Raw genomic sequence first — 25,128 nt, forward strand, 5'->3', positions numbered from 1 at the left:
TCACCGGCTAGCGTGTCGAGGTGCAGGGTACGAAGATCGTGGGGCTGTGGCGTATGAGGCAGCTCGCGACATGCAGTAAATGTAAGAACAGGGGTTGGCTATGACAGCACTGGAAGACAAGCTGACGCGCTACAAGGCGCCGTCCAGCAATACCGAACAGGATAAACAGGAACGAGCCGAGCGCATGGTGCGCAATGCGGTCAACGGATGGAGCGGCTTCAACGACATCCGTACCAGCTTCCTGCCCAAGGGGTCCTACAAGAACAACACCAACGTGCGAACTGACAGTGATGTCGATATCGCCGTGATTCACGAGGGATTCTTCTACTACGACGATAGTGCTTTGTGTGAGGCTGACAAGATTCACGGTTCGGTGGCCATCAAGCATTTCGATGGTCCAGGTTTCCGGTCTGAACTTGAAAAAGCTATGCGCCATGCGTACGGAAGTGACTGCGACACGTCCGGTACCACGGCTATCGAGATTGCCGAGAATGGCGGGCGAGTTAAGGCGGATGTGGTGCCGTCCTTCCGTTACCGCTACTACCATTACGACACCCTTGGGAAAGTGGCATACCGCGAAGGCACGAAGACGTGGCGCACAAACGGCGAGTGGGTTATTAACTACCCTCAGCAGCAGTATGACAATGGCGTTGCCAAGAACAACCGTACGGGTACGCGCTACAAGCAAATGGTCCGTATTCTCAAGCGAGTGGAAAACGACCTGGTTGCAGCTGGGCAGATTGATGCGCTGCCGAGTTACTTCATGGAATGTCTTGTGTACTGCACGCCGGACGGGCACTTTAACCATGGAGGTCTGACGCCGCTGACCGATGACATCAGTGCCGTCATTGGCTACATCTGGAATCAGACTAAGCCTGGAGGCTCTGCGAAAGACTGGCATGAGCCGAACGGCATCAAGCCGTTGTTCGGTCCTGGACAGAAGTGGTCTATGGAAGATGCTCACGAACTTGCACTCAAAGCGTGGCGGAACCTGGGGCTGAACTGATGGAAGGAATCAAGGTTCGAGTAGGGATCGGCATTGCGGCGCTTGTCGGATTGGCGCTGGCGCTACTCGCCGGCCAAGGCCTCTCTCAAACGCCGTTGCGCATCTATTCGATCGCCGGAACGCTCGCTGTGCTGGTGTTTGCTTTGTGGGAGCGCTTCATCTGGAAGTGGAAACTGGTGAGGTACTTCACGGGCGTACCATTGATTGCCGGGACATGGCGTGGCGAACTCGTCTCTTCTTACGTTCGCCCGGATGGTACTAACGTGCCTCCAATTCCCACGGTTGTCTACGTCTCGCAGTCGGCGTCTAAGTGGACTGTCACGCTTTTCACTGGGGAGTCGAAGTCAATCTCGGAGCATGCCAAACTCATCCCTGATCCTGACGGTCGGTGGCGACTGAGTTGGCAATATGTCAATACTCCTCGCCCCGGTGTGCGTGACCGTAGTGAGCGACACAAGGGCGCAGCTGAGGTGTACATCGGTTCGCAGCCCGGTGAGGGCCTCGAAGGGGCGTATTTTACTGATCGACGAACGGATGGCGAATTGCGTTTTACTGAATGGTCGCCTGAGCGTTACGGAAGTTCCGGTTCTGCTCTTGCCGCTGATAGCTTTAACCATGCGAGTCCATTCGTAGGTAAAAGGTGAGTGCGGCACGAGCGTGATGCACTATGGCCGTGAATGTACAGTTCATAAATGGGTTGCGACTGGTGTTGGGAAAGAGGATAATTTCAATCCGAACACCAAGGAGGCCATGTGTCCGTAAACGATGACGTCATCAAGGCTGGTATCGTGAGTGACGCCGACTACATGGGCCGCTTGTTTCGTGACCTTCAGAACGCCAATGATTCGAACCTGTTTGGCGTCGTGCCGTTGTGTATGGCCCCTTACTTCTCGCTGATCATTCACGAGGTGAAGGGGAAGCCGCAGGTGATTGACCCGTCGGTGTTCGATGAGTTCTCCGCAGACGCTGCCGCAGTGAGTGCGCGCGCGAGGCACAGTCTCAAGCTCTTCGAGGATACCCAACGAGGTATTGAGGGGCAGTTGGAGTTCTTCAAGAAAGACATCCTGGACAAGCATTCCGCGCATTTCCTTGGGAACACATGGTTCCCGCCTGCTCGTCGGTGGGAGAAGGATCTGGGGCTCTTCACCTACGGAGGCACTCTTCTCGCGACTTCTCATTCTGCTGCCTTCCATCTTGGAATCGAGCATGAAAGGATTTTTCGCAACGATGATGGTGCGTATGTGCGCGGCACCAATGAGCAGGTCGGTCGATGTTTCTACCGGCTTGGCGCCCGTCTCGATGCGACCGGTGGCGATACCTTCGTCCGTCATCTTTCAGGGAACTTCGTGAAGCGGAAGGACGTGCGGGCTTCGGGCTATTACCCACGGGCTTTCAACGGCAGCACAACCGAGGCGCTCAATGGTGTCTTGACAGACTTCCAGGTAATGATGAACTTCATCGACAAGGTCATCACGGCCGGTGCTGACGTTCTCAACCTTGAGTACACTGTGTTCAAGATTCGGTACATCACCGTGTACGCGGTGTTGCAGAGTCTCGCACTTCTCAAGGATGACGCTCGCTATCCGCTGTCTTCGGCGTCAACCGCAGTGATCGAAAATATCCTGGCTGCGCCCGCTGGCCGCGTTATCACGGACCGTTCCGTGCGGCATTTTCGAAACACCTTGATGCACTACAACCTGCTGCCTAGTGCTGATACTGCGCGGGTGGACCTAGGGCAGCCGGTCTTTGGTCTTGGGCCTCAATATTTTCCTGCGTACGACTTCGAGGGGCTGGGCGGGTTGCTCGACACATGCATTCAGGAGACAGCCAACGCTTTGAACGAGTGGGCTGGGGGCGTGTAGCGAAGACGTTGGGCAGGACTCCAGCGATAGCTGCCATGGTCGCTCCACTTTTACGACTGCGGTCGTGCCTTTCCGCGTCTGTTACTGCCGTCGGCTGGGGCTTCAGGTGCATCGGTCGCCGTAGCTGTCTGCCCGAGGATGCCCGCAATAGCGGCTCGCCGGTCTTGGAGCCGCTTCTCCTCAGCATCTAACTCTGCCATGGCTTTTTGCTGGACCGTCTCGTCGGTGAGGGTCTTCGCGACCCAGTCGTTGAGGGCTTCCACGCCAACGTCGTTCACGCTGTGCCCAGTTATGCCGCGTAGGCCCTCGATCTGCTCACGCAGGGTGGGATCAATTCTTACGGCAAAGACCACGACCTTGCGTTCCTCTTCTGCCGCTGGTACCGGCGGTTGTGCATCTGGGTGGTGTTCGCTCATTTTGAAACTCCTTCCGTTTAGGGTTGCTGCTTTCTATTTATAGCTATCCGAGCGTAAGGTCTCGTCCATAATTGGAAAGAAATAGCCAGCCCCATCTGTCAAGTGACGACAGATGGGGCTGGCGTGACCGGCAAACCTTGTACCTACCGGCGCTCGTGCGGGTCGCGCATCTGCACACCGCGCTTGCGTAGGCGCAGGCGTACTGTTTCAGGGTCGACCTTCAGACGGTCGGCAACACGGGCTGTTGATAGGCCTGTGGCGTACAGCCGCTCGGCTTCGTCGACGTTTGCCTCGGTGAGCCGACGCCAGCGGGGTGTAACGCCGTTGCGTTTGAGGATGTCGCTCACCGTCTGCCGCTTGATGCCGAAGCGGTCGGCGAGTTGGTAGGTTGTGGCTCCTGCCTTGTACGCCTCGACCAGCTCCTCGACTTGCGCAGGCTTGAGTCGCTTGACGGCGCGACGTGTTGGCTTCGGCTTCCGCTTAACTGGTGGAACTTCAGGCCCTGGCATCGTGCCGAGGACGTGCCGGAGGTACTGGAGCTGGGCTTTTGTGTTCCAGTGGGGTCCACCGTCGCCCACCGGGAAAGGCCGGTCCGCCGCAGGCGGGCCGGCCTTCTTCATGCCGCCGCGGGAAGATCCGGACGCAGCGGCCACGCCGGGTCCACCGCCTCCTCCGTTCCGCTGCGCGCGAACCAGGCCTGCAGGCCCCGCGCCTGCGCCGCGTGCCACACCGCCTGCAGGGTGTGCAGCTCGGCGGGGGACAGCCGCTCCAGCCGGGCCGCGAAACGGCGCCCCACCGCCCGTACGACGTCCAGCGCGGCCAGTGCGTCGGCGCCCGCGTCGTGCGCGCCGTCCAGCGTGACCCCGTAGTGCTCGCACAGGTCGGTGAGGGTGCGGCGGCCCTTGCGGTAGCGGTCCAGATGTTTGTCGAGGACCCGCGGATCGAGCACCAGCAGCGGTGTCGCCTCGAACCAGCGGTTCAGCGACGTGGCGCGATGCCGGCGCAGCTCGCGGTCCAGGAGCGTCAGATCGAACGGCGCGTTCATCACCACCAACGGGCGGCCCGCGGCGGCCTGTTCGGCCAGTTCCTCGGCTATCTCGTGCATCACCGGCGCCGGCCAGCGGCCGTTGCGCTGCAGATGCTCCTCCGTCAGCCCGTGCACCGCCGTCGCCGCTTCGGGCACCGGCACACCCGGGTTCACCAGCCACCGGCTCACCCGCGGGCGGCTGCCCGGGGTGTCCTGGACGACGACTGCGGCCGACACAATCCGGTCGGTCTCGACGTCCACGCCCGTGGTCTCCGTGTCGAACGCGGCCAGAGGGCCTTCGTACCAGCACGTCATACCTACACAACTCCTCGTTCACCCACGGCAGCTGACGCACCGTCTTCTGCCCGTTTGGTGATACCCGGGCTGTTTGCGCCGTACGCCGGAAGGACACAACAGGAGTACGGGTCTTTGCAGTTCAGCGGCCCGCACAGCAAGGAAACTTCCGGCTTTGGAAGGCAGTTGGTCATGGCCATAGCGCAGCCCGAGCGGGGCGGGCTGCTGCCCGAGCGGACGGCACCCCATCGCGGCACACTCGCCACCACCGCGTGCATGGAGACACTGCAGGTGGGCTATCTGCACGCGGTCGCTGCGGCCGCCGGCTGCTCGCTGTCCCAGCCCTTTCCGGACAACGGCATCGACTGGCACGTCAGCCACAGCGCGCCCGGGCACACCGTCGACGACGAGGTGACCATCAAGGTCCAGCTGAAGTGCACGTACCAGATCCCGCCGAACCCGCCCGGCCGGTTCTTCTCCTTCACGCTCGACAACGACCACCTGCGCAAGCTCGCCCGCACCCCGGTCTCGGTGCACAAGATCCTCGTCGTGATGCTCGTCCCGCGGTCCCAGGACGACTGGCTGCGCGCCAGCCACGACCGGCTCGACCTCAGGCACTGCTGCTACTGGATCAACCTCGCCGGTCACCCGGTCACCGGCCGGACCAGGACCACCGTGCGGATACCGACCTCACGCATCTTCGACGACCGTGCGCTCTGCGAGATCATGACGCGGGCCGGGACGGGAGGCAGACCATGACCCACCGCCCCCTCGGCGAGCCCGTGCGACCGGTCAGGCCGCACCCCGACGAGGCCCACTGGAACCGTCCCCCCGAGCCCGGCCAGGTCGACCCCGCCGTCCTCGCCGCCCTGCTGCTGCGGCACGGCTGGCAGCGGCGCGGGGGTGCGGCCGGACGGTACGGACGCTGGACCCCGCCCGGACCGGCGGGCGCCGGGACGAGCCTGCTCGTGCCCGAGAGCCGCGCCTTCCCCGACAGCGAGGACCTGCTCGGCGAGGCCCTGCTCGCGCTGGCCCGCAGCGGTACGCCCTCCGCTCACGAGGTACTCGTCGGCCTGTCCGTGCCCAGCGACGAGATCCGCTGGTGGCGCGACATTCCGCCCGGACCGGCCGACACCGCGTCCTGGACCGCCGAGGACCAGCTGCGCACCGCCGCCCGGCAGACCCTCCTCGCCGCGGCGCTCGCCACACGCGCGCGTGCCGGCTACCACGGCGCTCGGCACCGCAGGCCCGCCGCCGCGTCGCTGGACAGCGTCCTGGTGGGCTCCGGGGCCGGCGGTCAGCGGCTCACCGCATTCGTGCCCGTCGCCACGGGACGACCGCTCGCCGTGCGCCTTCACCAGGCCCTGCACGCGGCACGCGAGGCCATCGACTACCAGCGGGCCACCGGTGGCATGGACGCCTTCGACGGCGCCGTCGAGGCCGGCGTCAGCCGCGAGCTCACCGAGGGGCTGATCACGCTGGTCCGCGGCACCGAGGGCGCCCGGATCGCCGTCCAGTGGGCCCCCGCCGCCGGCGTACCCGGCGACTGCGCGGGCGCCGACCCCGTCGAGTTCTCGCCCGGAGACCTGCCCGTCCTGCGCGAGGCCGGGGCCCGCTATCTGCGCGCCGAACCCTCCGTGCCGGTCAGGATCACCGGGACGGTGACCCGGATGCGCAGGTCGGGGCCGCGCGGCGACGGCGCCGTACGGCTGCGGGTGCTGGCCGGTGCCGAGGTCCCCTTCGTGCGGCTGACCCTGGACGAGGAGGCGTACCGCATCGCCGGACATGCGCACCTCGTCGGGCTGCCGGTACGCGTGCACGGCAGGCTGGAGAGCCGGGGCGGCTTCCGGCGGCTGACCGGTGCCGGCGGGGTCGTACCCGTGCAGGTGGACGAGGCGGAGCGGGACCGGCTGATGAAGTCGCTCCAGGAGACCGCGGAGATCACCGCCTTCTTCGAGGAGGCCTTCGGCGGGGATTGATTTCGCGGTGGGCGGCCCCGGGTCGGTACGATCCCAGTCATGCGCGCGCTCCCGGTATGGCGCCGCACCCACCTTCAGTCAGGAGAGACCGGTGTCAGACGTCCGTGTGATCATCCAACGCGATTCCGAGCGGGAAGAGCGCACGGTGACGACGGGCACCACGGCCGCCGAACTGTTCGCCGGCGAGCGCTCGGTGATCGCCGCGCGCGTGGGCGGCGAGCTCAAGGACCTTGCGTACGCGGTGCGGGACGGTGAGACCGTCGAGGGAGTCGAGATCTCCTCCGAGGACGGTCTGAACATCCTGCGCCACTCCACCGCGCACGTCATGGCCCAGGCCGTGCAGGAGCTCTTCCCCGAGGCCAAGCTGGGCATCGGCCCGCCGGTCAGGGACGGCTTCTACTACGACTTCGACGTCGAGAAGCCGTTCACTCCCGAGGATCTCAAGGCCGTCGAGAAGAAGATGCAGGAGATCCAGAAGCGCGGCCAGCGTTTCTCGCGCCGCGTGGTGACCGACGAGGCGGCCCGCGAGGAACTGGCGGCCGAGCCGTACAAGCTGGAGCTGATCGGTCTCAAGGGCTCGGCCGCCGTCGACGACAGCGCCGACGGCGCGGACGTCGAGGTCGGTGCCGGCGAGCTGACGATCTACGACAACCTGGACGCCAAGACCGGCGAGCTGTGCTGGAAGGACCTCTGCCGTGGTCCCCACCTGCCCACCACCCGGAACATCCCGGCGTTCAAGCTGATGCGCAACGCGGCCGCCTACTGGCGCGGCAGCGAGAAGAACCCCATGCTCCAGCGCATCTACGGCACCGCCTGGCCGTCCAAGGAGGAGCTGAAGGCGCACCTCGACTTCCTCGCCGAGGCCGAGAAGCGCGACCACCGCAAGCTGGGCTCCGAGCTCGACCTGTTCTCCGTCCCGGAGCAGATCGGCTCCGGACTCGCCGTCTTCCACCCCAAGGGCGGCATCGTCCGCCGGGTCATGGAGGACTACTCGCGGCGCCGCCACGAGGAAGAGGGCTACGAGTTCGTCTACACCCCGCACGCCACCAAGGGGAAGCTCTTCGAGACCTCGGGCCACCTCGACTGGTACGCCGAGGGCATGTACCCGCCCATGCAGCTCGACGAGGGCGTGGACTACTACCTCAAGCCCATGAACTGCCCGATGCACAACCTGATCTTCGACGCGCGCGGCCGCTCCTACCGCGAACTGCCGCTGCGTCTCTTCGAGTTCGGGACCGTGTACCGGTACGAGAAGTCGGGCGTCGTGCACGGCCTGACCCGCGCCCGCGGCTTCACGCAGGACGACGCGCACATCTACTGCACACGCGAGCAGATGGCCGACGAGCTCGACAAGACGCTCACCTTCGTCCTCGGCCTGCTGCGCGACTACGGCCTGACCGACTTCTACCTGGAGCTGTCCACCAAGGACCCGGAGAAGTTCGTCGGCTCCGACGACGTCTGGGAGGAGGCGACCGAGACGCTGCGCGAGGTCGCCGAGAAGCAGGGCCTCCCGCTCGTTCCCGACCCGGGCGGCGCCGCCTTCTACGGCCCGAAGATCTCCGTCCAGACCAAGGACGCCATCGGCCGCACCTGGCAGATGTCGACGATCCAGCTGGACTTCAACCTGCCGGAGCGCTTCGAGCTGGAGTACACCGGCCCCGACGGCTCCAAGCAGCGTCCGGTCATGATCCACCGGGCCCTGTTCGGCTCGATCGAGCGGTTCTTCGCGGTGCTCCTCGAGCACTACGCGGGTGCGTTCCCGGCCTGGCTGGCCCCGGTCCAGGCGGTCGGCATCCCGATCGGTGACGGGCACGTCGGGTACCTGGAGAAGTTCGCCGCCGCGGCCAAGAAGAAGGGGCTGCGCATCGAGGTGGACTCCTCCTCCGACCGTATGCAGAAGAAGATCCGCAACGCCCAGAAGCAGAAGGTGCCCTTCATGGTCATCGCGGGCGACGAGGACATGTCGAACGGCTCGGTGTCCTTCCGCTACCGCGACGGCTCGCAGGAGAACGGCATCCCGTTCGACGAGGCCATCGCGAAGATCGTGAAGGTCGTGGAGGAGCGGGCGCAGGTCTGACGCGTACGTGACGCGGGGCCCCCGGGGAGTTCACTTCCCCCGGGGCCCAAGGTCGTCCCCGGCACGTGCGAACCGCTGCATCAGATACGACGAGAACGAACCCGTCACCGCACCCAGCAGGGCGAGGCCACAGCCCATCAGGACCACCGCGATCAGCCGCCCGATCACGGTCACGGGGACGACATCGCCGTAGCCGACCGTCGACAGCGTGGCGACCGACCACCACAGCGCGTCGCCGAACGTCCGGATCGAGGCGCCCGGCGCGTTGTGCTCGTAGTGGTACTCGGCAAGGGCGGCGGACAGACCGAGCAGCGAGGACGACAGGCCCGCGTACAGCATCACCCGCGCCTGCAGGGTCATCCGGGGTTCCCCCGGGCGGCGGGCCTGCATGGCGTCGTAGACCCGCACGATGCGCACCGGCCGCAGCAGGGGCAGCACCACGACCACCGAGTCCAGCCAGTGCCGGTGGACGAACCCCGGCCCCTCGCCGCTCAGCCGCCAGCGCACCGCGTAGTCCACGATGAACAGCGCCCAGGACCCGTACAGCACGGCCCGACTCAGATCCCGCACCGGCCCGGGCAGGTCCTCTCCGAGAACCCCCACGGCGTACGAGGCGAGAAAGAGCAGCGAGGCCACCGCGAGCGGGGTGCCCGCCCGCCGCTCCCAGCGGGCCGTGCGGTTGTCGTCGTCCATCGGCCCAGCTTGGCCGGGACGCCTTTCCCGCAACCCCGGCGACACGCCGCGAACGGGCGACGCCATATGCTGCACAGCATGACGAGTGAGCCGGAGCAGCAGCTGGGAGTGGGGACGCAGGACGCGTTCCAGCGCCTGTGGACGCCCCACCGGATGGCCTACATCCAGGGCGAGGGCAAGCCCACCGGCCCGGGTGCCGACGACGGCTGCCCCTTCTGCTCCATCCCGGCCAAGTCGGACGAGGACGGGCTGATCATCCGGCGCGGGGAGCAGGTGTACGCGGTGCTCAACCTGTACCCGTACAACGGCGGCCATCTGATGGTCGTGCCCTACCGGCACGTGGCCGACTACACGGACCTCACCGCCGCGGAGACCACCGAGCTCGCCGAGCTGACCAAGCAGGCCATGACGGCCCTGCGCACCGCCTCCGGCGCGCACGGTTTCAACATCGGCATGAACCAGGGCACGGTGGCCGGCGCCGGCATCGCAGCCCACCTCCACCAGCACGTCGTCCCGCGCTGGGGCGGCGACACGAACTTCATGCCGGTGGTCGGCCACACAAAGGTGCTGCCGCAGCTGCTGGCGGACACCCGGAAGATGCTGGCGGAGGCCTGGCCGGCGTAGTGGTGTGCAGCGCCGCAACCGTGGGCAGCGCTGCAGCACCGGCAGCCTACGCATCGCACCGGCAGCCTACGCGTCGTAGACGTCTGCCTTCCTGGGTGACGTGTCCTGCACCGCCGTGCTGAGGAACGCCGAGCGGGTGCCGAACTTCTCCGTCTCCACACCGTTCTCCGCCAGCACCCGGATCGCCGCCGCGTGCACCACGCGCAGCACCGGTGTGGCGGCGCGCAGCGCGTCGTCGGCCATGAAGCGGTGCCGCCACGGCTTGTCCGCCCACGCGTGCCTCAGTCCGAACGGCTCGGGCAGCGACAGCGTGCCGCCGAGCCAGTTCAGCAGCGGGGGATACCAGGTCAGCGGAGCACGGGCCGCCAGGCGGACCACCTCGTCGGCGTCGACCAGCGGGAGCTTCACCGTCCGGGTCTCCCAGAACTTCACCGACTTCTGGACCTGCTTCTCCTTGGCCTCCGGCTTCGAGGTGAACAGGGAGTGCACCGGCCCGAGCGCATGCCCGGTGACCTCGATGCGCAGTGTCTCGTGCAGCACGGTCACCGTGATCATCATGGTGATGACCAGCTGCCCGTCCCACAGGGTCCACTGGACGCCCAGGTAGTGCCGGTCGCCGGCGCCGAACTGCTGCTTGTTGCAGATGTCCTGTATGGCGTGCGACTTGACCTGGTAGGCGTCCACGTCCGTGCCCTCGGGACGTGACACCGCCTTGGCGTTCTCGCCGATCGGTGTGACGACCCAGTGGCGTATCGACGGCTTCGGGAAGCCGCCGGTGTTCAGCGGGCCGCGCTCCAGCATGCGCAGCTGGTCGTGGACCGACCGTATGACGTCCCAGCTGCGGAAGGGGTGGATCTCCCGGTCGGCGTCGGCCGGCACCAGGTCCTCGGCGAGCTGCCAGCTGCCCCAGCGGGTGCCCATCCCGAGCACGCCCTTGGGGCCGGCGTAGAACACGGAGTTGGACTGCTGCTCGGCGCTCAGCTTGGCGAGGGACTGGCGCAGCGCCTCGGCCGCGGTCTCGCCGGGGCTGCTCGGTACCGCCTCGGGAACCTTGGCCCCGACGCTGCTGCCGGAGAGCAGGCTGTCCCAGCGCTCCCGCAGATCCCTCGCCGTGCGCTCACAGATCTGCTTGGCCCAGAACCAGCCCACCACCGGAGCGATCACGGCCGCTCGCGCGTACCAGGCCCAGAAACCCGTGAACGGCATGCGGATCAGGAAGATCACGGCGAGGGCGCCCGCCGCGACGAGCAGCGTGGTGGCCAGCGCACCCGCCCGCTTGTCCTCCCGCTTGGCGATGGTGGTGCGGATCTGGAACACCAGCAGCCACACCACGAGCCCCGGCAGGAACAGCAGACCGCACAGCACCATGACCGCGGACAGCCAGTTGTCACGCTCCCGGCGGATGCGGTTGGCCGCGAGACAGTGCTCGACGACGGCCTGCGGCTCGGTGCCGAACGACTGGATCAGCGGCTTGCGGCCGGCGCCCAGCATCCGGTCGACCACGGCCCGGGAGAAGGCCTCGCCGAGGTTCGGCCTGAAGAGGGCTATCTTCCCGCTGCTGACGGCGGACTGGTGCCATTCGCTGTTGGCCTTGAGGATCTCTTCCACCGGATTGTCCCGGTAGGCCGCCGAGGCCAGCGCGAACGTCGCCGTCTGCCCCTCGTCGCCCGTGCGCGGCACCTGCGGACCGAAGATGTCCGCGTAACCGCTCTCAACGGTCATTCCCGCCCCCGATCGCCGCTGCTCTCGCTCTGCGGCTTTCCCGACTTCCGTGCCTGGCACACCTGTTGATCAAGTCATCAGCGTATCCGCAGGCGCTGACAGCCCGTGGGCGGACGGCTCAAGCCGCCCGCCCACAGGGAGGAGAGCGTCACACAAACGCCACTTGGGGGCGCCCGGCGCCAACTACGAGGCGGCGCGCGCCTCTTCACGGATCCTTTCGGCGATCTGCGGCGGCATCGGTTCGTGCCGGGCGTACGAGCGGTTGAAGCGCGCGGTGCCGTGCGAGAGGGAGCGCAGGTCGACGGCGTACCGGCCGATCTCGATCTCCGGCACCTCGGCCCGCACCAGTGTGCGGCCGCCGCTGGTCTGCTCGGTGCCGAGCACCCGGCCGCGCCGCCCGGACAGGTCGCTCATCACGGCGCCCACGTACTCGTCGCCGACCAGCACCGACACCTCGGCCACCGGCTCCAGCAGATGGATCTTCACCTCGGCCGCGGCTTCCCGCAGCGCCAGCGCGCCGGCGGTCTGGAAGGCGGCGTCCGAGGAGTCCACGGAGTGCGCCTTGCCGTCCAGCAGCGTGACCCGGACGTCGATGAGCGGATAGCCCGCTGCGACTCCCTTGGCGGCCTGGGCCCGCACGCCCTTCTCGACGGACGGGATGAACTGGCGCGGCACAGCGCCGCCGACGACCTTGTCCACGAACTCGATGCCCGAGCCGCCGGGCAGCGGCTCCACCTCGATCTCGCAGATGGCGTACTGCCCGTGCCCGCCGGACTGCTTGACGTGCCGGCCGCGCCCTGCGGACTTGCCCGCGAACGTCTCCCGCAGGGACACCTTGTGCGGGACCACGTCGACCTGGACGCCGTAGCGGGTGCGCAGCCGCTCCAGGGCGACATCGGAATGCGCCTCGCCGAGGCACCACAGGACCACCTGATGGGTGTCCTGGTTCTGTTCGAGCCGCATGGTCGGGTCCTCGGCGACCAGCCGGCCGAGGCCCTGGGAGAGCTTGTCCTCGTCGGCCTTGCTGTGCGCCTGGATGGCGAGCGGCAGCAGCGGGTCGGGCATCTCCCAAGGCTCCATGAGCAGCGGGTCGTCCTTGGCCGAGAGCGTGTCGCCGGTCTCCGCGCGGTTCAGCTTCGCCACGCACGCCATGTCCCCGGCGATGGCGTGGGTGAGTGTCCGCTGGTGTTTGCCGAACGGCGCGCACAGGGCGCCGATGCGTTCGTCGACGTCATGGTCCTCGTGTCCGCGGTCGGCGAGCCCGTGCCCGGAGACGTGCACCGTGTCGTCGGCGCGCAGGGTGCCCGAGAACACGCGCACGAGCGAGACCCGGCCGACGTACGGGTCGGACGCCGTCTTCACGACCTCCGCGACGAGCGGACCGTCGGGATCGCATGTCTTCAGCTCGCGCGGCTTGCCGTCGACCGTGGTCACGCGGGGTGCCTCGTGCTCCAGCGGGGTCGGGAACCCACCGGTGATCAGCTCCAGGAGCTCCACCGTGCCCAGGCCCTGCCGGGCGCCCTCGGCCGCGGGGGCGGCGGCCAGGACGGGATGGAAGACACCGCGCGCGACGGCCCGCTCCAGATCGTCGACGAGCGTCTCGATGTCGACCTGCTCACCGCCGAGGTAGCGGTCCATGAGGGTCTCGTCCTCGCTCTCGGAGATGATCCCCTCGATCAGCCGGTTGCGGGCCTCCTCGATCCCCGGCAGCTGGTCCTCGCCCGGCTCGGACTCCTTGCGCTCGCCGGAGGAGTAGTCGAACAGCTTCTGCGACAGCAGCCCGGTCAGCCCGGTCACGGGCGCGTGCCCGTCCGGCCCCTGCGGGCCGTGCAGCGGCAGGTACAGCGGCAGTACGGCGTCGGGGTCGTCGCCGCCGAAGGTCTCCGCGCAGATCCGCGTCATCTCCTCGAAGTCCGCCCGCGCGGCCTCCAGGTGCGTGACGACGATCGCCCGCGGCATGCCGACGGCCGCGCACTCCTCCCACACCATGCGGGTCGAGCCGTCCACGCCGTCCGAGGCCGAGACGACGAAAAGGGCCGCGTCCGCCGCTCGCAGACCGGCCCTGAGTTCCCCGACGAAGTCGGCGTATCCGGGAGTGTCGAGAAGATTGACCTTGATCCCGTCCCATTCGACGGGTACCAGGGAGAGCTGCACCGAACGTTGCTGCCGGTGCTCGATGTCGTCGTAGTCGGAGACGGTGCCGCCGTCCTCCACGCGGCCCGCCCGGTTCACCGCTCCCGCCGTGAGGGCGAGAGCCTCCACCAGCGTTGTCTTGCCCGATCCGGAGTGGCCGACCAGCACCACATTCCGTACGGACGCGGGGTGGTCGGCCGCCGTAGCCCTGCCGGCGGCTCCGGGGTGTGCGTTCGCCTTGTCGCCCATGATCCTGCCTCCCGTGCACGGTGAGGTCGCTGTGGGCGCGGACGTACGGATCCGCGTGCGATGGCGGCTCCGGTGACGCCCGCGGTCCTTCGAGCTTTCCACTCCCGTCACGGCGCGTCCATACGAAGGACGTGATCGCGCCGTGCCTCGTACGCCGTCAGGCCATTGACACCGGCCCGACGATCCCGCCCGCCGCCCGAGCGCGCGCGTGACTACGATGGGCCCGCCGGTGGCCAGCAGGGGCCGCTCGGCCACACCGACCCTCGGGAAGGCCATGCTGAACAAGTACGCGCGTGCATTCTTCACGCGTGTCCTCACACCGTTCGCCGCGTTTCTCATCCGGCGGGGCGTCAGCCCCGACGCGGTCACGCTCATCGGCACCGCCGGTGTGGTCGCGGGCGCGCTGGTCTTCTACCCCCGGGGCGAGTTCTTCTGGGGCACGGTCGTGATCACCCTGTTCGTGTTCTCCGACCTGGTCGACGGCAACATGGCCCGCCAGCTGGGCCGCTCCAGCCGCTGGGGCGCCTTCCTCGACTCCACGCTCGACCGGGTCGCCGACGGCGCGATCTTCGGCGGTTTCGCCCTCTGGTACGCGGGCAACGGCAACGACAACGTCCTGTGCGCCGTTTCGATCTTCTGTCTGGCCAGCGGCCAGGTGGTCTCGTACACCAAGGCGCGCGGCGAGTCGATCGGCCTGCCCGTCGCCGTCAACGGCCTCGTCGAGCGCGCCGAGCGGCTGGTGGTCTCGCTGGTCGCGGCCGGTTTCGCGGGTCTGCACAAGTTCGGCGTCCCCGGTATCCAGTACCTGCTGCCGGTCGCCCTGTGGATCGTCGCCGTGGGCAGCCTCGTCACACTGATCCAGCGCGTGGTCACGGTCCGCCGGGAGTCCGCCGAGGTCGAGGCCGCGGAGGCCGCGCAGGAGAAGCAGCAGAACGCCTCCCGGGGCAGCGAGGCGGCGAAGTGAGCGCCCAGGAGCGGCTGACGGACACGCTGTACGGCGTCGGCTGGGGAGCGGTGAAAAAGCTGCCCGAGCCGGTCGCCGTACGGCTCGGCCGCGGCATCGCCGACCTCGCGTGGAAGCGGCGCGGCAAGGGCGTGCTGCGACTGGAGAGCAACTACGCGCGCGTGGTGCCCGACGCGACCGCAGAGCGCCTGGCCGAACTCTCCCGCGCGGGCATGCGCTCGTATCTGCGCTACTGGATGGAGTCCTTCCGGCTCCCCGCCTGGAGCCCCGAGCGCATAAAGGCCGGTTTCGACCCCGAGGACGTCCACCACCTCACCGACGGTCTCGCCTCCGACCGGGGCGTCATCCTCGCGCTGCCGCACATGGCGAACTGGGACCTCGCCGGAGCCTGGGTCACCACTAAGCTGGAGACGCCGTTCACGACTGTCGCGGAACGCCTCAAGCCGGAGACGCTGTACGACCGTTTCGTCGCCTACCGCGAGGGCCTCGGCATGGAGGTCCTGCCGCACAGCGGCGGCTCCGCCTTCGGCACGCTGGCGCGACGGCTGCGCGACGGCGGCCTGGTCTGCCTGGTCGCCGAGCGCGACCTGTCCGCCTCCGGCGTCGAGGTGAAGTTCTTCGGCGAGGCGACCCGGATGCCCGCCGGTCCGGCGCTGCTCGCCCAGCAGACCGGCGCCCTGCTGCTCCCGGTCACGCTCTGGTACGACGACTCACCGGTGATGCAGGGCCGGGTGCATCCCCCGATCGAGGTGCCCCGGACAGGTACGCGGGCCGAGAAGACGTCTGTCATGACACAGGCGCTGGCCGACGCCTTCGCCACGGGGATCGCCGACCATCCGGAGGACTGGCACATGCTGCAGCGCTTGTGGCTCGCCGATCTGGAACCGCGCCCGGCGGACGTCGCCGACGAGGAGCAGCCGTGAGGATCGGCATCGTCTGCCCGTACTCCTGGGACGTGCCGGGCGGCGTCCAGTTCCACATCCGCGATCTCGCCGAGTACTTCATCCGGCTCGGGCACGAGGTGTCCGTCCTCGCGCCCGCCGACGACGACACCCCGCTCCCGCCGTACGTCGTCTCGGCGGGCCGCGCGGTGCCGGTGCCGTACAACGGCTCGGTGGCCCGCCTGAACTTCGGCTTCCTGTCGGCGGCGCGGGTGCGGCGCTGGCTGCACGACGGCGCGTTCGACGTCATCCACATCCACGAGCCGACGTCCCCGTCGCTCGGACTGCTGGCCTGCTGGGCCGCACAGGGCCCGATCGTCGCCACCTTCCACACCTCGAACCCGCGCTCCCGCGCCATGATCGCCGCGTACTCGATCCTCCAGGCGGCCCTGGAGAAGATCAGCGCCCGGATCGCCGTGAGCGAGTACGCCCGCCGCACCCTCGTCGAACACCTCGGCGGCGACGCGGTGGTCATCCCGAACGGTGTCGACGTCGACTTCTTCGCGAAGGCCGAGCCCAAGGCCGAGTGGCAGGGCGACACAATCGGCTTCATAGGGCGCATCGACGAGCCCCGCAAGGGCCTGCCCGTGCTGATGAGGGCCCTGCCGAAGATCCTCGCCGAACGCCCGGGGACGCGGCTGCTGGTCGCGGGGCGCGGTGACGAGGAGGAGGCCGTCGAGAGCCTGCCGAAGGAACTGCGCGCGCGTGTGGAGTTCCTCGGCATGGTCAGCGACGAGGACAAGGCGCGTCTGCTGCGCAGCGTCGACCTGTACGTGGCACCCAACACCGGCGGCGAGAGCTTCGGGATCATCCTCGTCGAGGCGATGTCGGCCGGGGCTCCCGTCCTCGCCTCCGACCTGGACGCGTTCGCGCAGGTGCTCGACCAGGGCGCGGCGGGGGAGCTGTTCGCCAACGAGGACGCGGACGCGCTCGCCGAGGCCGCCGTACGACTGCTCGGCGACCCCGAGCGCCGAGCCGAGCTCCGCGAGCGCGGCAGCGCCCATGTCCGGCGGTTCGACTGGTCCACGGTCGGCGCGGACATCCTGTCCGTGTACGAGACGGTGACGGACGGGACGACGGCGGTGGCGGCGGACGAGAAGACGACGGGACTGCGGGCGCGACTGGGGCTGGCGCGGGACTGACGGGCTCTCGGGGCTCCCCCTGACACCCGGCCGGCCCGGCGGAGCGCACCTGTAGCCTGCCGCCCGTGACCGCAACCCTCATCTGGACCCTCGTCGCCGTAGTCGTCCTCGTCGCGATCGGCCTGTACCTGAGCTGGACGGCGGGCCGACTGGACCGGCTGCACGCCCGTATCGACGCGACGCGTGCCGCGCTCGACGCCCAGCTGCTGCGCCGCGCCTCGGTGACCCAGGAACTGGCCACTTCGGGGGTGCTCGACCCGGCCGCGTCAATCGTGCTGTACGAGGCCGCGCACGCGGCACGGCAGGCCGAGGAGGAGCAGCGGGAGGTCGCCGAGAGCGAGCTGAGCCAGGCGCTGCGGGCGGTGTTCGCGGAACCGCAGCAGGTGGAGGCGGTGCGGGAGGCGCCCGGCGGTGTGGCCGCCGCCCGGGAGCTGACCGAGGCGGTACGCCGGGTGCCGATGGCCCGGCGCTTCCACAACGACGCTGTGGGCGCCGCCCGGAGGCTGCGCGAGCACCGCAAGGTGCGCTGGTTCCGGCTGGCGGGACACGCGCCCTTCCCGATGGCGTTCGAGATGGACGACGAGCCGCCGGCGGCACTGGTGGACCGGGCGGCCTGAACACCCGGTGACCACGCGGTGACCGCAAAACGATCCACCGGCTTCCCATTGGCCCTTGCTGTGGCCTGGTCCCCTCACGTTTCCTCGACGAGCAGAATTCCTCTCCCACTCCAGTGAGGTCACCCGTGTCCAGCACGCTCTCCGAAAACCAGGCCCCCGAGACCGGCACCGCCCGCGTGAAGCGCGGCATGGCCGAGCAGCTCAAGGGCGGCGTGATCATGGACGTCGTCACGCCGGAGCAGGCGAAGATCGCCGAGGACGCGGGCGCCGTCGCGGTCATGGCGCTGGAGCGGGTCCCGGCCGACATCCGCAAGGACGGCGGCGTGGCCCGTATGTCCGACCCGGACATGATCGAGGGCATCATCAGCGCCGTCTCCATCCCGGTGATGGCCAAGTCCCGCATCGGCCACTTCGTCGAGGCCCAGGTGCTGCAGTCCCTCGGCGTCGACTACATCGACGAGTCCGAGGTCCTCACCCCGGCCGACGAGGTCAACCACTCCGACAAGTGGGCGTTCACCACCCCCTTCGTCTGCGGTGCCACCAACCTGGGCGAGGCCCTGCGCCGCATCGCCGAGGGCGCCGCGATGATCCGCTCCAAGGGCGAGGCCGGCACCGGCAACGTCGTCGAGGCGGTGCGCCACCTGCGTCAGATCAAGAACGAGATCGCCAGGCTGCGCGGCTTCGACAACCACGAGCTGTACGCCGCCGCCAAGGAGCTGCGCGCCCCGTACGAGCTCGTCAAGGAGGTCGCCGAGCTCGGCAAGCTGCCGGTCGTGCTGTTCTCCGCCGGCGGTGTGGCCACCCCGGCCGACGCCGCGCTGATGCGCCAGCTCGGCGCCGAGGGCGTCTTCGTCGGCTCCGGCATCTTCAAGTCCGGCGACCCGGCCAAGCGTGCCGCCGCCATCGTCAAGGCGACCACCTTCTACGACGACCCGAAGATCATCGCGGAGGCGTCCCGCAACCTGGGCGAGGCCATGGTCGGCATCAACTGCGACACCCTTCCCGAGGCCGAGCGCTACGCCAACCGCGGCTGGTAAGGACCTCTGGTAGTCACCCCATGAACACTCCTGTCATAGGCGTCCTGGCGCTCCAGGGCGACGTTCGGGAGCACCTCATCGCCCTGGCCGCGGCCGACGCCGTGGCCAGGCCGGTGCGGCGCCCCGAAGAGCTCGCCGAGGTGGACGGCCTCGTCCTCCCCGGCGGCGAGTCCACGACCATCTCCAAACTCGCCGTCCTCTTCGGCCTTATGGAACCTCTCCGCGCGCGCGTGCGGGGCGGCATGCCCGTCTACGGCACCTGCGCGGGCATGATCATGCTCGCCGACAAGATCCTCGACCCGCGCTCGGGCCAGGAGACGATCGGCGGCATCGACATGATCGTGCGCCGCAACGCCTTCGGGCGGCAGAACGAGTCCTTCGAAGCGGCGGTCGACGTGAAGGGCGTCCAGGGTGATCCTGTAGAGGGCGTCTTCATCCGCGCCCCCTGGGTCGAGTCCGTCGGCGCCGAGGCCGAGGTGCTCGCCGAGCACGACGGCCATATCGTCGCGGTCCGCCAGGGCAACGCGCTGGCCACGTCGTTCCACCCGGAGCTGACCGGCGACCACCGCGTGCACCGCCTGTTCGTCGACATGGTGCGCGCCGATCGGATACCGGAGTCCTTGTAGGATCTCTGGAGTTCGTACAGAGATGGGTTACGCGAAGGAGACAGGCAGATGTCCGGCCACTCTAAATGGGCCACGACGAAGCACAAGAAGGCCGTGATCGACGCCAAGCGCGGCAAGCTCTTCGCGAAGCTCATCAAGAACATCGAGGTCGCGGCGCGCATGGGCGGCGTCGACCTCGACGGCAACCCGACGCTCTACGACGCCGTCCAGAAGGCCAAGAAGCAGTCGGTCCCGAACAAGAACATCGACTCCGCGATCAAGCGCGGTGGCGGTCTCGAGGCGGGCGGCGCCGACTACGAGACGATCATGTACGAGGGCTACGGCCCCAACGGTGTCGCGGTGCTCATCGAGTGCCTCACCGACAACCGCAACCGCGCCGCCTCCGACGTCCGTGTCGCCATGACCCGCAACGGCGGCTCCATGGCCGACCCGGGCTCGGTGTCGTACCTCTTCAACCGCAAGGGCGTCGTCATCGTCCCCAAGGGCGAGCTGAGCGAGGACGACGTCCTCGGTGCCGTCCTGGACGCGGGCGCCGAGGAGGTCAACGACCTCGGTGAGTCCTTCGAGGTGCTCAGCGAGGCCACCGACCTGGTCGCGGTCCGCACCGCCCTCCAGGACGCCGGGATCGACTACGACTCCGCCGAGGCCAACTTCGTCCCGACCATGCAGATCGAGCTGGACGAGGACGGCGCCAAGAAGATCTTCAAGCTGATCGACGCGCTCGAGGACAGCGACGACGTGCAGAACGTCTTCGCCAACTTCGACGTCAGCGACGACATCATGGAGAAGGTCGACGCGTAACGCTGCCGCGAGCTGTACGGCTCAACGGGCCGACGGGACTTGACCCGTCGGCCCGTCGCGTTGTCGGGCGTCGCTGGCGGCCGTTGTCGGTGGCACCGGATAGCCTGCACAAACAGGCGATCGAAGGGAGGGGAGCGCGTGCGCGTACTCGGGGTGGACCCCGGACTCACGCGATGCGGAGTCGGCGTCGTCGAGGGGGTCCCCGGCCGGCCGCTCACCATGCTGGGCGTCGGTGTCGTACGGACGCCGGTGGACGCCGAGTTGGGCCGGCGCCTCGTCGCCATCGAGCAGGGCATCGAGGCGTGGCTGGACGAGCACCGGCCCGAATTCGTCGCCGTGGAACGGGTGTTCAGCCAGCACAACGTACGGACCGTGATGGGCACCGCCCAGGCCAGCGCCGTCGCCATGCTCTGCGCCGCCCGGCGCGGCATCCCCGTCGCCCTGCACACCCCCAGCGAGGTCAAGGCCGCCGTCACCGGCAGCGGCCGCGCCGACAAGGCCCAGGTCGGTGCGATGGTGACCCGTCTGCTGCGGCTGAGCGCACCGCCGAGGCCCGCCGACGCCGCCGACGCCCTGGCGCTCGCCATCTGCCACATCTGGCGCGCCCCTGCCCAGAACCGACTCCAGCAGGCGGTCGCCCTGCACACATCGAAAGGCCGTACGGGATGATCGCCTTCGTGAGCGGTCCGGTCGCCGCCCTCGCCCCGGACTCCGCCGTGGTCGAGGTGGGCGGGATCGGCATCGCTGTCCAGTGCACCCCGGGCACCCTCTCCGGGCTGCGCAGGGGACAGCCGACCAGGCTGGCCACATCCCTCGTGGTGCGCGAGGACTCGCTGACCCTCTACGGCTTCGCGGACGACGACGAACGCCAGACCTTCGAACTGCTGCAGACCGCCAGCGGCGTCGGACCCCGCCTCGCCCAGGCCATGCTGGCGGTGCACAGCCCGGACGCCCTGCGCCGCGCCGTCGCGACCGGCGACGAGAAGGCGCTGACCGCCGTCCCCGGCATCGGCAAGAAAGGCGCCCAGAAGCTTCTGCTGGACCTGAAGGACCGGCTCGGCGAGCCCCTCGGCGCCCCCGCGGTCGGCGTCCCGGTCACCCAGGGCTGGCGCGACCAGCTGCACGCCGCCCTGATCGGCCTGGGGTACGCGACCCGCGAGGCCGACGAGGCCGTGTCCGCCGTGGCCCCCCAGGCGGAGGCGGCCGGCGGCACGCCCCAGGTGGGCCATCTGCTGAAGGCCGCCCTGCAGACCCTGAACCGCGCCCGCTGACCGACCACCCCCGAGGCACACATGAACTGGGACGACACGACCGACACCTCCGCCGCCGAGCGGCTCGTCGGCGCGTCAGCCGACCGCGAGGACCAGGCCGTCGAGGCCGCGCTGCGGCCCAAGGACCTGGACGAGTTCATCGGCCAGGAGAAGGTCCGCGAACAGCTCGACCTGGTCCTGCGCGCCGCACGCGCGCGTGGCGCCACCGCCGACCACGTCCTGCTCTCCGGTGCCCCCGGCCTCGGCAAGACCACCCTCTCGATGATCATCGCGGCCGAGATGGGCGCCCCGATCCGTATCACCAGCGGCCCGGCCATCCAGCACGCCGGTGACCTCGCGGCGATCCTGTCCTCGCTCCAGGAGGGCGAGGTCCTCTTCCTCGACGAGATCCACCGCATGTCGCGGCCCGCCGAGGAGATGCTCTACATGGCGATGGAGGACTTCCGCGTCGACGTGATCGTCGGCAAGGGCCCCGGCGCCACCGCCATCCCCCTCGAACTGCCCCCGTTCACCCTGGTGGGCGCCACCACCCGGGCGGGCCTGCTGCCGCCCCCGCTGCGCGACCGCTTCGGCTTCACCGCGCACATGGAGTTCTACGAGCCCACCGAGCTGGAGCGGGTCATCCACCGCTCCGCGAACCTGCTCGACGTCGAGATCGAGGCCGACGGCGCCGCCGAGATCGCCGGCCGCTCCCGCGGCACGCCCCGTATCGCCAACCGTCTGCTGCGCCGCGTACGCGACTACGCCCAGGTCAAGGCCGACGGACTCATCACCCGGGACATCGCGGCGGCGGCCCTCGCGGTCTACGAGGTCGACGCCCGCGGCCTCGACCGCCTCGACCGGGCCGTCCTGGAGGCCCTGCTCAAGCTGTTCGGCGGCGGCCCGGTCGGCCTGTCCACCCTCGCCGTCGCGGTGGGGGAGGAGCGCGAGACCGTGGAGGAGGTGGCCGAGCCCTTCCTCGTGCGGGAGGGGCTGCTGGCCCGCACCCCGCGCGGGCGCGTCGCCACTCCCGCAGCATGGGCGCACCTGGGTCTCACTCCGCCCCGCGCGTCACACACGGGAAACGGACAACAGGACCTGTTCGGGGCGTGACGGCGAGGGCATTCGCCCGGTCAGGAACCCAGGTGCCATGCTGAGCGTTGTTCCATGCGCGTGGACTCGCTTAGACTCCGCCGATGCCGCCATTGTCGGCGGCAAACAAACCCCCATCCAACAGGCCGCTCACCTCCGCGGTCGTGCGAAGGAAAATCCGTCCCGTGAATAACATCGGCATGCTCCTCCCGTTCATCGTGCTCATCGGGGCCATGTTCCTGATGACCCGGTCGGCCAAGCGCAAGCAGCAGCAGGCCACGGAGATGCGGAACCAATTGCAGCCCGGCAGTGGCGTCCGCACCATCGGGGGCATGTACGCGACGGTCAAGGAAGTCAACGAGGACACCGTCCTCCTCGACGCCGGGCCGGGCGTCGAGCTCCTCTTCGCCAAGAACGCGATCGGTGCCGTCCTCAGCGACGACGAGTACAACCGCATCGTCCACGGCATCGAGCACGACCTGAAGTCCGACACCGACGTCGTCCCGAACGACGCCTCCTCCCTCACCGAGTCCGACGACTCCGCCGACGACGCTGCCGCCGCCTCCGACGACAAGTCCGTCGACCTCGGCAAGAAGGAGACCGCCGACGAGTCGGCCGAGGCGAAGCAGGACGACGAGCCGAAGAAGGCCGACGGCGACTCCGACGCGAAGTAGCCGCACTCCGGGGCGCGCGGGCGGGCTCCGCGCGCCCAGGAGCATGCGCAGCTCGCACGGGATCCCGACACATGTCATGGCCGCCCGCCCGCAGACCAGGCGCGCGGCGGCCCGAGAGGGAGTACGAGAAGGTGGCAGCACCTAAAAAGGGCCGGAGCGCGAGCGCCCACAGCAAGCCGGGGCGCTCGCTGGCCCTGATCCTGATCGCCATCGTGGCGCTCACCGGGGGAATGTTCGCCTCCGGACACACCACTCCGCGCCTCGGCATCGATCTTGCCGGCGGTACGAGCATCACGCTCCGGGCGGTCCCGGAGGCGGGCCAGGAATCCGCGATCAACAAGACCAACATGGACACCGCGGTCGACATCATGAACCGCCGTGTCAATGGTCTCGGTGTCTCGGAAGCCGAGGTTCAGACCCAGGGCACCAGGAACATCATCGTCAACATCCCCAAGGGCACGAACTCCAAGGAGGCGCGGCAGCAGGTCGGCACCACCGCCAAGCTGTACTTCCGCCCGGTGATCGCCACCGAGATCTCCGGTGGCCCCGCGACGGCGAGCCCCTCGCCGAGCGCCTCCAGCAGTGCCTCGGGCAAGGCCACCGACAAGGCCACCGACAAGGCGACCTCGTCCTCGTCTCCCTCCGGCTCCGCGACCCCGTCGGCGACCTCCACCACGCAGGGGCGCGCCGTCACCGACGCCCTGAAGGCCGACAGCTCGCCCTCCGCGAGCGGCTCCGGCTCCGCGAGCCCCTCCCCGTCCGCGAGCGGCAGCTCCGCCGCCGACGCGGGCGCCGCCAAGCTCCAGGCGCAGTACGCCGCGCTCGACTGCTCCAAGAAGTCCGCCCGCGCCACCGCCGGCAAGGGCGCCAAGCCCAGCGACACCACCGTCGCCTGCGGCCAGAACTCGCAGGGCCAGTGGCAGAAGTACATCCTCGGCCCGGCCGCGGTCGACGGCACGGACGTCAAGAAGGCCCAGGCCGTCTTCGACACGCAGACCGCCGCGGGCTGGACGGTCACCATGAACTTCACGTCCAGCGGCGGCAAGAAGTTCGCGGACATCACCGGCAAGCTGGCCCAGAACCAGTCCCCGCAGAACCAGTTCGCCATCGTCCTCGACGGAGAGGTCGTCTCCGACCCGTTCGTCAGGGAGGCGCTGACCGGCGGCAACGCGGAGATCTCCGGCAACTTCGACCAGCAGGAGGCCCAGGGCCTCGCCAACATGCTGTCGTACGGCGCCCTGCCGCTGACCTTCAAGGAGGACAGCGTCACCACGGTGACCGCCGCCCTCGGCGGTGAGCAGCTGCACGCCGGTCTGATCGCGGGCGCGATCGGCCTCGCACTGGTCGTCCTCTACCTGCTGATCTTCTACCGCGGCCTGTCGGTCATCGCCATTCCCTCGCTGCTGGTCTCCGCGATCCTCACGTACGTGATCATGGCGCTGCTCGGCCCGACCATCGGCTTCGCGCTGAACCTGCCGGCCGTCTGCGGTGCGATCGTCGCGATCGGCATCACCGCGGACTCGTTCATCGTGTTCTTCGAACGCATCCGGGACGAGATCCGCGAGGGCCGCTCGCTGCGCCCCGCCGTCGAGCGGGCCTGGCCGCGCGCCCGGCGCACCATCCTGGTGTCCGACTTCGTGTCGTTCCTCGCCGCCGCGGTGCTGTTCATCGTCACGGTCGGCAAGGTCCAGGGCTTCGCGTTCACGCTCGGTCTGACCACCGTGCTCGACGTGGTCGTGGTCTTCCTCTTCACCAAGCCGCTGATGACGATCCTGGCCCGCAAGAAGTTCTTCGCGAACGGCCACAAGTGGTCCGGCCTCGACCCGAAGGCACTGGGCGCCAAGCCTCCTCTGCGCCGTACCCGCCGTCCCCACGCCCCCGTCGACCCGAAGGAGGCGTGAG

25 protein-coding genes are annotated in these 25,128 nt (G+C 68.6%); 19 read left to right on the plus strand and 6 right to left on the minus strand.

Features of this window, described 5'->3' with window-relative positions:
- Positions 1-100: 100 nt before the first annotated feature.
- From F7R91_RS01680 to F7R91_RS01690, 3 genes are all read left to right on the plus strand, one after another.
- Positions 101-1,006: a nucleotidyltransferase family protein gene (locus F7R91_RS01680; protein ID WP_150943626.1), complete on the plus strand. Its 906-nt coding sequence runs from the start codon at positions 101-103 to the stop codon at positions 1,004-1,006.
- Positions 1,006-1,650 (plus strand): Cap15 family cyclic dinucleotide receptor domain-containing protein, encoded by a 645-nt coding sequence (locus F7R91_RS01685; RefSeq protein WP_071659442.1) that lies wholly within the window; start codon positions 1,006-1,008, stop codon positions 1,648-1,650. The genes F7R91_RS01680 and F7R91_RS01685 overlap by 1 nt, the downstream gene beginning before the upstream one ends.
- Before the next feature lie 108 nt (positions 1,651-1,758).
- Positions 1,759-2,868, plus strand: a complete 1,110-nt coding sequence (locus tag F7R91_RS01690) for a hypothetical protein (RefSeq protein WP_150943628.1) — start codon at positions 1,759-1,761, stop codon at positions 2,866-2,868.
- Between the two features lie 50 nt (positions 2,869-2,918).
- Here F7R91_RS01690 and F7R91_RS01695 read toward each other — a convergent pair whose 3' ends face one another.
- From F7R91_RS01695 to F7R91_RS01705, 3 genes are all read right to left on the minus strand, one after another.
- Positions 2,919-3,284, minus strand: coding sequence for a hypothetical protein (locus F7R91_RS01695; protein WP_150943630.1), 366 nt, complete (start codon positions 3,282-3,284; stop codon positions 2,919-2,921).
- Between the two features lie 143 nt (positions 3,285-3,427).
- Complete coding sequence (locus F7R91_RS01700) at positions 3,428-3,904, minus strand: helix-turn-helix domain-containing protein (RefSeq protein ID WP_150943632.1); 477 nt, start codon at positions 3,902-3,904, stop codon at positions 3,428-3,430.
- Entirely contained in the window at positions 3,901-4,626 is a 726-nt protein-coding gene (locus tag F7R91_RS01705; RefSeq protein ID WP_150943633.1) for a 3'-5' exonuclease, read from the minus strand. The genes F7R91_RS01700 and F7R91_RS01705 overlap by 4 nt, the downstream gene beginning before the upstream one ends.
- A gap of 171 nt (positions 4,627-4,797) precedes the next feature.
- Here F7R91_RS01705 and F7R91_RS01710 point away from each other — a divergent pair, with 171 nt between their 5' ends.
- The 3 genes from F7R91_RS01710 to thrS all read left to right on the plus strand — a co-directional run bounded on the left by F7R91_RS01710 (position 4,798) and on the right by thrS (position 8,661).
- Positions 4,798-5,364, plus strand: coding sequence for a DUF4365 domain-containing protein (locus tag F7R91_RS01710; protein WP_150943635.1), 567 nt, complete (start codon positions 4,798-4,800; stop codon positions 5,362-5,364).
- Positions 5,361-6,584 carry a hypothetical protein gene (locus tag F7R91_RS01715; protein ID WP_150943637.1) on the plus strand — a complete coding sequence of 408 codons (1,224 nt, stop codon included), beginning with the start codon at positions 5,361-5,363 and terminating at the stop codon, positions 6,582-6,584. The genes F7R91_RS01710 and F7R91_RS01715 overlap by 4 nt, the downstream gene beginning before the upstream one ends.
- A 91-nt stretch (positions 6,585-6,675) precedes the next feature.
- Positions 6,676-8,661 carry a threonine--tRNA ligase gene (gene thrS / locus F7R91_RS01720; RefSeq protein WP_150943640.1) on the plus strand — a complete coding sequence of 662 codons (1,986 nt, stop codon included), beginning with the start codon at positions 6,676-6,678 and terminating at the stop codon, positions 8,659-8,661.
- Between the two features lie 30 nt (positions 8,662-8,691).
- Here the strand turns inward: thrS and F7R91_RS01725 are convergent, their stop codons facing one another.
- On the minus strand, positions 8,692-9,354 hold the full coding sequence (locus F7R91_RS01725) for a potassium channel family protein (protein WP_150943641.1): 663 nt from the start codon (positions 9,352-9,354) through the stop codon (positions 8,692-8,694).
- Positions 9,355-9,420: 66 nt separating this feature from the next.
- Here F7R91_RS01725 and F7R91_RS01730 point away from each other — a divergent pair, with 66 nt between their 5' ends.
- Positions 9,421-9,978: an HIT family protein gene (locus F7R91_RS01730; RefSeq protein ID WP_150943643.1), complete on the plus strand. Its 558-nt coding sequence runs from the start codon at positions 9,421-9,423 to the stop codon at positions 9,976-9,978.
- Positions 9,979-10,044: 66 nt separating this feature from the next.
- On the opposite strand, the gene F7R91_RS01735 is transcribed toward F7R91_RS01730, so the two are convergent.
- A complete protein-coding gene (locus F7R91_RS01735) occupies positions 10,045-11,700 on the minus strand; it encodes a cytochrome d ubiquinol oxidase subunit II (protein WP_150943645.1) in 1,656 nt (551 codons plus the stop codon).
- Positions 11,701-11,883: 183 nt separating this feature from the next.
- Positions 11,884-14,082 carry an elongation factor G-like protein EF-G2 gene (locus tag F7R91_RS01740; RefSeq protein ID WP_150943647.1) on the minus strand — a complete coding sequence of 733 codons (2,199 nt, stop codon included), beginning with the start codon at positions 14,080-14,082 and terminating at the stop codon, positions 11,884-11,886.
- 217 nt (positions 14,083-14,299) lie between these two features.
- Between F7R91_RS01740 and pgsA the strand changes: the two genes are divergently transcribed.
- From pgsA to secD, 12 genes are all read left to right on the plus strand, one after another.
- Positions 14,300-15,046: a phosphatidylinositol phosphate synthase gene (gene pgsA, locus F7R91_RS01745; RefSeq protein WP_150943953.1), complete on the plus strand. Its 747-nt coding sequence runs from the start codon at positions 14,300-14,302 to the stop codon at positions 15,044-15,046.
- Complete coding sequence (locus F7R91_RS01750) at positions 15,043-15,969, plus strand: phosphatidylinositol mannoside acyltransferase (RefSeq protein WP_150943649.1); 927 nt, start codon at positions 15,043-15,045, stop codon at positions 15,967-15,969. The genes pgsA and F7R91_RS01750 overlap by 4 nt, the downstream gene beginning before the upstream one ends.
- Positions 15,966-17,129: a glycosyltransferase family 4 protein gene (locus F7R91_RS01755; protein ID WP_150943651.1), complete on the plus strand. Its 1,164-nt coding sequence runs from the start codon at positions 15,966-15,968 to the stop codon at positions 17,127-17,129. The genes F7R91_RS01750 and F7R91_RS01755 overlap by 4 nt, the downstream gene beginning before the upstream one ends.
- 65 nt (positions 17,130-17,194) lie before the next feature.
- Entirely contained in the window at positions 17,195-17,746 is a 552-nt protein-coding gene (locus tag F7R91_RS01760) for a LemA family protein (protein WP_150943653.1), read from the plus strand.
- 125 nt (positions 17,747-17,871) lie between these two features.
- Positions 17,872-18,783, plus strand: a complete 912-nt coding sequence (pdxS, locus tag F7R91_RS01765; RefSeq protein ID WP_150943654.1) for a pyridoxal 5'-phosphate synthase lyase subunit PdxS — start codon at positions 17,872-17,874, stop codon at positions 18,781-18,783.
- A gap of 20 nt (positions 18,784-18,803) precedes the next feature.
- A complete protein-coding gene (pdxT, locus tag F7R91_RS01770) occupies positions 18,804-19,409 on the plus strand; it encodes a pyridoxal 5'-phosphate synthase glutaminase subunit PdxT (RefSeq protein WP_150943656.1) in 606 nt (201 codons plus the stop codon).
- A gap of 48 nt (positions 19,410-19,457) precedes the next feature.
- Positions 19,458-20,210 (plus strand): YebC/PmpR family DNA-binding transcriptional regulator, encoded by a 753-nt coding sequence (locus F7R91_RS01775; protein ID WP_150943659.1) that lies wholly within the window; start codon positions 19,458-19,460, stop codon positions 20,208-20,210.
- Between the two features lie 138 nt (positions 20,211-20,348).
- Complete coding sequence (ruvC, locus tag F7R91_RS01780; RefSeq protein WP_150943660.1) at positions 20,349-20,879, plus strand: crossover junction endodeoxyribonuclease RuvC; 531 nt, start codon at positions 20,349-20,351, stop codon at positions 20,877-20,879.
- A complete protein-coding gene (ruvA, locus tag F7R91_RS01785) occupies positions 20,876-21,481 on the plus strand; it encodes a Holliday junction branch migration protein RuvA (RefSeq protein WP_150943662.1) in 606 nt (201 codons plus the stop codon). The genes ruvC and ruvA overlap by 4 nt, the downstream gene beginning before the upstream one ends.
- A 21-nt stretch (positions 21,482-21,502) precedes the next feature.
- Positions 21,503-22,573, plus strand: a complete 1,071-nt coding sequence (gene ruvB, locus F7R91_RS01790; protein ID WP_150943664.1) for a Holliday junction branch migration DNA helicase RuvB — start codon at positions 21,503-21,505, stop codon at positions 22,571-22,573.
- A 179-nt stretch (positions 22,574-22,752) separates the two neighbouring features.
- On the plus strand, positions 22,753-23,226 hold the full coding sequence (yajC, locus tag F7R91_RS01795; protein WP_150943666.1) for a preprotein translocase subunit YajC: 474 nt from the start codon (positions 22,753-22,755) through the stop codon (positions 23,224-23,226).
- A gap of 131 nt (positions 23,227-23,357) precedes the next feature.
- Positions 23,358-25,127: a protein translocase subunit SecD gene (secD, locus tag F7R91_RS01800; protein WP_150943668.1), complete on the plus strand. Its 1,770-nt coding sequence runs from the start codon at positions 23,358-23,360 to the stop codon at positions 25,125-25,127.
- The last annotated feature ends 1 nt before the right edge of the window (position 25,128 follow it).

The sequence above is a fragment of the Streptomyces luteolifulvus genome (assembly GCF_008806595.1).
GTDB lineage: Bacteria > Actinomycetota > Actinomycetes > Streptomycetales > Streptomycetaceae > Streptomyces > Streptomyces luteolifulvus.

Coding starts and splice junctions, on each gene's coding strand:
- F7R91_RS01680 (WP_150943626.1), top strand. CDS start 101: ATGACAGCACTGGAAGACAAGCTGACGCGCTACAAGGCGCCGTCCAGC.
- F7R91_RS01685 (WP_071659442.1), top strand. CDS start 1,006: ATGGAAGGAATCAAGGTTCGAGTAGGGATCGGCATTGCGGCGCTTGTC.
- F7R91_RS01695 (WP_150943630.1), bottom strand. CDS start 3,284: ATGAGCGAACACCACCCAGATGCACAACCGCCGGTACCAGCGGCAGAA.
- F7R91_RS01700 (WP_150943632.1), bottom strand. CDS start 3,904: ATGAAGAAGGCCGGCCCGCCTGCGGCGGACCGGCCTTTCCCGGTGGGC.
- F7R91_RS01705 (WP_150943633.1), bottom strand. CDS start 4,626: ATGACGTGCTGGTACGAAGGCCCTCTGGCCGCGTTCGACACGGAGACC.
- F7R91_RS01710 (WP_150943635.1), top strand. CDS start 4,798: ATGGCCATAGCGCAGCCCGAGCGGGGCGGGCTGCTGCCCGAGCGGACG.
- F7R91_RS01715 (WP_150943637.1), top strand. CDS start 5,361: ATGACCCACCGCCCCCTCGGCGAGCCCGTGCGACCGGTCAGGCCGCAC.
- F7R91_RS01725 (WP_150943641.1), bottom strand. CDS start 9,354: ATGGACGACGACAACCGCACGGCCCGCTGGGAGCGGCGGGCGGGCACC.
- F7R91_RS01730 (WP_150943643.1), top strand. CDS start 9,421: ATGCTGCACAGCATGACGAGTGAGCCGGAGCAGCAGCTGGGAGTGGGG.
- F7R91_RS01735 (WP_150943645.1), bottom strand. CDS start 11,700: ATGACCGTTGAGAGCGGTTACGCGGACATCTTCGGTCCGCAGGTGCCG.
- F7R91_RS01740 (WP_150943647.1), bottom strand. CDS start 14,082: ATGGGCGACAAGGCGAACGCACACCCCGGAGCCGCCGGCAGGGCTACG.
- pgsA (WP_150943953.1), top strand. CDS start 14,300: ATGGGCCCGCCGGTGGCCAGCAGGGGCCGCTCGGCCACACCGACCCTC.
- pdxT (WP_150943656.1), top strand. CDS start 18,804: ATGAACACTCCTGTCATAGGCGTCCTGGCGCTCCAGGGCGACGTTCGG.
- F7R91_RS01775 (WP_150943659.1), top strand. CDS start 19,458: ATGTCCGGCCACTCTAAATGGGCCACGACGAAGCACAAGAAGGCCGTG.
- ruvA (WP_150943662.1), top strand. CDS start 20,876: ATGATCGCCTTCGTGAGCGGTCCGGTCGCCGCCCTCGCCCCGGACTCC.
- ruvB (WP_150943664.1), top strand. CDS start 21,503: ATGAACTGGGACGACACGACCGACACCTCCGCCGCCGAGCGGCTCGTC.
- yajC (WP_150943666.1), top strand. CDS start 22,753: ATGCTCCTCCCGTTCATCGTGCTCATCGGGGCCATGTTCCTGATGACC.